We start from the raw sequence: 4,891 nt of genomic DNA, 5'->3' as shown, positions 1-4,891 counted from the left end.
GGAGATTAGCGATCGCACCCAATTTGGAATCATCCCACAAAATCGTATTGCTCCCAGTTAAGCATTATCTAATATATTCTTTATTCGTGGAGAGCAGAATAGCGATCGCCATATTCACCATCTTGAGGTTCTGCAATCACCTGACAATTAAGCTGTAACAATCGTTGAACCATACTTTCTGATACGTAATTGTTAGAAATGTTGAGGGTGTGAAGTTGATTTATCGCTGGACAATTTAACAAAGCTTCTGCCCCATAATTGCTTAAATTACCCATTGATAAGTCAAGCACTAAGAGACGTTCAATAATTGGTGATTGCACTATATTTTCTGCAAGCAAGTCAGAAAATTCGCTACTACGAAGTCCTAAGTAAGCCAACTTTGAGAATGATTCACCAAACAAAATTGGTGTCAACCGATCCATAATAAATGTTGAATGATCTAGCTGTCTACCAAGCCAGAGTTCTAGGCATTCTAGATTTGGTAATTCTAAAGCACAAATTTGAGAGAAATTTCTCTCATCTATATCTGCTGTTTCTATGATTAGTGTTTTGAGATTTTCATGGATTAAAGTTTCGCATTCTAAAAGATATTCATAAAATTGACCGCGTACTTTTAGCAATTGCAAATTAGGAAATGCTTCTAGAATTGGACGAATATCAAAAACTGCTAGCTTAGATTTGCGATATTCATGTTGTTCTGCATCTCTTATAAATAATGCTTGAAGATTAGGCAGTTTTTCATAGGCATCGCAAAGTGCTTCTAAAACTATCCCAAAACAGATATTATCGTTCTAGTAATTTTCATACATATTCTATTTGACAAATTAAAGCTTGAATTTTGCTAGCTTGAGGGTCTTGCAAGAGATTATAAAAAGACTCTAAGTTTATGTTTTTACTGCGATGTTCTGGTTGAAATTGAATCGCATAAGCATTATTTTCAGGGTTGGTAATACCAACTTGAGGATTAAATTGTTGGAATTTCCAATTTTCCAGCTTGAGAAAAAGTTGACTGATACTTTCTGACATTAAAACCTCCACACTTTGACTGTGTTATCTACACCAGCACTCACTAATATTTGCCCATTAGAACTTAGTGCTAATGAACGAATAGCTCCTGCATGGCCTTTAAATGAAAAAATTTTCTTTCCTGAAGCTAAATCCCAGACTTTGATATTTTGGTCACCAGCAGTCAGAAAAGTTTTACCATCGGGACTGAATACGATAGAACGAACCCAATCAGCATGACCGTAAAAAGAAAAAATTTCTTCCCCAGTTTGCATATCCCAAATTTTAATTCTCTGGTCACTACCACTGACTAAATAATGCCCATCAGGGCTAATTGCTAAAGACCGTATTGAATGGGAATGTCCTATAAGACTCCAAATTTCACGTCTATAATTTAAATCCCAAATTTTGATAGTTCTATCTTCACCACCACTGATTAAAAGTTTGCCATCAGGAGATATACAAAGAGCATAAATTGAGCGACGATGCCCTTCTAAAATAGCAACTTCTTCACCCCAATTCCACTGCCAAATTTTGATACATCCATTTCCATCTGCACTTACAAAGCTTTCTCCATTAGGATGTATAGCCAGAGCATAAGTTATAGTTAAATTTTTGCTGAATTTAGCAATATATTTACCTATAGTTATATCCCAAATCATTATATTTTTATCTGCACCAGCACTAATCATCTTCTGTCCATCAGGACTAATAGCTACCCAATTAATATCAGAAGTATGATGATGATTAAATCGCAGATCAAATTTTTATTGTCCTGTCTCTAAATTCCAGACTTTCGGCGAATTGATACTGTTATAACGGCTATCACCTGAACCACATACCAAAGTTTTGTTATCTGGACTAATAGCTACAGAATGAACTTGTTGGTAATACGCTTTTAATGTATGAACGCACTGAAAAAGTTCATAAGGATTAAAGTTTTGCAGTGCTTGTTTTACAGATAATTCCGTGCGCGATCGCAAAATATTATAAGCTGATAATCTCACCTGCCCCGACTGATTATGTAGGGCTTGAATTACTATCTCCAAACCTACATCACCGTAATTCAACGCTTCGGAAAGTGCATTAATTTGTACCTTAACCACCGAACTTCTCAACCGACTTGTTACCCCCTCAAGTCCTCCTAAAACTACACCGTTAACTGGTGGTGGTACTTCTCCACCAAGCACTGCATCATATTCTCTTAGTTGATTTGGATTGTTGTTCATTTTAGATAATCTTGTATTATTTTATTAATTTATTCCCAGACTGAGTAATAGCGATCGCTAAACTGAGAATCTGCAATTACTCGACATTTCAAAGTTGAAAGTTGCTCAATTGTATTTTTATGTAAACGATTTCCAGAAACATCGAGAGTATGTAAACGATTAATTGCTGGAGAGTTTAATAAAACACCAGCATTACTTATATTTCCATCTGTTAATTCAAGTATCTTTAAATTTTCCATAATTGGAGAATTCACGATAGCCTGAGCAACCTCGCTCATATTCCCGCATTTTCTCACCGCTAAGTATACTAAATTAGGAAACGATTCACCCGAAAGCACAGGTGCTAAATCATCAATATTAATGTTGCTTAAATCGCTTCTACTTAGCCATAGCTCAAAGTATTCTAGAGATGGTAAACTTAAATTGCAAACTTTCACAAGATTACTATCAGATATACCATCAGCATCAACAATCAGAGTCTTTAAACTCTCATGTTTTAATGAATTCATGGGAATAATAGAATTATTCTGAGTATTACGAACTTGTAGTATTTTGAGTTCAGGCTTGAGAATATCTTCCTCAAGCATTCGGCCCCGAATGTGAAGTAACTCTAAGTCAGGATAAGCTTTGAGTAGAGGATGAATACTAGTTACGTTAATATTTGATTCTTTGTATTTGATATTAATCAAATCGCAGTCATCTCCAATTAATACTGCTTTTAAATTCGTAAGCAATTCATGAGCTTTAACAAGAGTGTCAGCAAAATCTTTAAAAGCGGTTTTACAATCTGTGTCTTTGTAATACATTTGGCATTTTATTGCTTCTATGTATTTAGCTTTTGAATCTTGAAGCAAGCACGATAATTTATATTGACTATTTACACGATATGCTCTGCCTATTGGGTTATTAATTCTGTGACGATAATCATCTTTCCAATCTTGAAATGTTGTTAAAACTAACCAAGGATCATAATCTAGCAATGCCTGTTTTCCTTTTATACCTACTTTGCGTAGTAAATAAATAGCATAATCATTTATTTCGTCTGAAGAGTCATATAACGCTTCAATAATTAAATTGATTCCTGCATCACCATATTTAAGCGCATCTTCAAGCGCTGCAATCCTGATTTCATCATCTTCGCTATTCAGACGATTTTTAACTCCCTCAATTCCTCCCAAAACTACACCGTAGTTTTGATTTTGCTGTTCTCCACCAAGTACTGCGTCAAATTCTCCGGGTTGATTAGAATTATTATTCATAGTTAAAATTGAACTAATTAAGAGAAAGTTTTTTAACCCGCGCAGGCGGGTTTTGTCTGTGTAGCCGCGACTTCTAGTCGCCGAATTCTGTACATTTCACTCAGAAACAGAACAATAGCGACCATCAATGTAGCTATCTTCATTTTCATCTTTCTGATTATTTGCCAAAACACGCACATCCAACTCAGAGAATTTCTCAATCATTTCCTGAGATAAGAAGTTTTCTGAGACGTTGAGAAGATCAAGATTATTTATCGCCGAACAATTCAGCAATTCTTCCGCACCAGCATCAGTCAGCGTTCCCATTGAAAGGTCAAGTATGCTGATAAAATTAATAATTGGGGAACTTACTAGCGGAGATTGTCCTCCCAACACTGCATCATAATCTCTGGGTTGATTTTGGTTGTCTGTCATGGTGCTTTACTTTTTGATTCTTTATTAGAATTCCCAAAAATGCTACGCATACATCAATGCAAATAATTGCCGTTGACGGAAATTTAGTACAACATAGAGATGATTGTGGCATTTTTAACACCCTGAAAAAATCAAGAAATTATACTTATGGCTGAGTATCAAAGAATTGAGTATCACATTGGTAAAGATGGGAAAATTACTGAGACAGTAATCAATGCTTCTGGTTCGAGTTGCACAAGTACAACATCGGGAATTGAAAAGGCTCTAGGAGAAGTTGAAAATCAAGAATTATTGCCTGAGTATTACGAAGGCAGTGAGGGCGAGACAGTAGCACAAAACCAGTCTCTCAAACAAATCTAAGAGGGATGCAGATAGGAATGTTTTCTCTTTTAAGCCTTTTGACAATGGCAATAGGGATTTCCACTCTGTTGTTGATTATTCCAGCAATTAGTGATGAGATCGCTCGCCAAGCAGACTTGGAAACTAACAAGTTACAATTGGCGAGATGTCTAGCGACAAGCAGGTTAGCGTCTACGCAAATTGAGCTACTAGAAAATGAACTAAAAGTAACGCAGAAAAATTACTTAGAAAAGCAGCAAAAAATAGAACAGTTACTTGCTGAAAAAGCAGCGCTACATCAGGAAGGCTTGCGACTACATGAAGAATTGCAGCAGCAACGAGTTGAACTATCAGAGGAATTTCGCTCTGCGACATTTGAGCAATTACAGACATTGCTAACAAACTATCCCAGCATTTACCAGATGGTGCAGGTTAAACCAGAATTACCTGCGAAAAATCTGCTTTCGATGTTTACCTCTTTAGATAACCTCCTCAATAAATGGGGTTACGAACAGATAGGCAAACCTTGGGAAAAAGTACCTTACAATCCGCAGATTCATCAACCAGACACAGCTGATATTGCTGAAGATGAGTTAGTTTATATCCGATTCGTTGGTTATCAGCATCAAGGACGAATTCTTGTCC

The 4,891-nt window shown here is 36.1% G+C and carries 7 protein-coding genes and 1 pseudogene; 2 read left to right on the top strand and 6 right to left on the bottom strand.

Annotated features, from left to right (window positions below; all coding sequences use genetic code 11):
- Positions 1–80 precede the first annotated feature (80 nt).
- From ACFE90_RS36240 to ACFE90_RS36215, 6 genes are all read right to left on the bottom strand, one after another.
- Positions 81–626, bottom strand: coding sequence for a hypothetical protein (locus tag ACFE90_RS36240; RefSeq protein WP_375507075.1), 546 nt, complete (start codon positions 624–626; stop codon positions 81–83).
- 175 nt (positions 627–801) lie between these two features.
- Complete coding sequence (locus tag ACFE90_RS36235; protein WP_375507074.1) at positions 802–1,026, bottom strand: hypothetical protein; 225 nt, start codon at positions 1,024–1,026, stop codon at positions 802–804.
- Complete coding sequence (locus ACFE90_RS36230; RefSeq protein WP_375507076.1) at positions 1,026–1,763, bottom strand: WD40 repeat domain-containing protein; 738 nt, start codon at positions 1,761–1,763, stop codon at positions 1,026–1,028. The genes ACFE90_RS36235 and ACFE90_RS36230 overlap by 1 nt, the downstream gene beginning before the upstream one ends.
- Before the next feature lie 9 nt (positions 1,764–1,772).
- Positions 1,773–2,234 carry a hypothetical protein gene (locus tag ACFE90_RS36225; protein ID WP_375507073.1) on the bottom strand — a complete coding sequence of 154 codons (462 nt, stop codon included), beginning with the start codon at positions 2,232–2,234 and terminating at the stop codon, positions 1,773–1,775.
- Positions 2,235–2,263: 29 nt separating this feature from the next.
- On the bottom strand, positions 2,264–3,493 hold the full coding sequence (locus ACFE90_RS36220) for a hypothetical protein (protein ID WP_375507072.1): 1,230 nt from the start codon (positions 3,491–3,493) through the stop codon (positions 2,264–2,266).
- A gap of 96 nt (positions 3,494–3,589) precedes the next feature.
- Positions 3,590–3,907, bottom strand: a complete 318-nt coding sequence (locus ACFE90_RS36215; RefSeq protein WP_375507071.1) for a hypothetical protein — start codon at positions 3,905–3,907, stop codon at positions 3,590–3,592.
- 147 nt (positions 3,908–4,054) lie between these two features.
- On the opposite strand from ACFE90_RS36215, the gene ACFE90_RS36210 reads away from it, so the two are divergent.
- A complete protein-coding gene (locus ACFE90_RS36210; RefSeq protein WP_375507070.1) occupies positions 4,055–4,267 on the top strand; it encodes a DUF2997 domain-containing protein in 213 nt (70 codons plus the stop codon).
- 17 nt (positions 4,268–4,284) lie between these two features.
- Positions 4,285–4,891 (top strand): annotated as a pseudogene (locus ACFE90_RS36205) (hypothetical protein); the annotation flags it as partial.

The organism is uncultured Nostoc sp., from assembly GCF_964245445.1.
Classification (GTDB): domain Bacteria; phylum Cyanobacteriota; class Cyanobacteriia; order Cyanobacteriales; family Nostocaceae; genus Nostoc.
The sequence above is the reverse complement of the archived record's forward strand: the minus strand, read 5'-3'. Positions and strand labels throughout refer to the sequence as shown.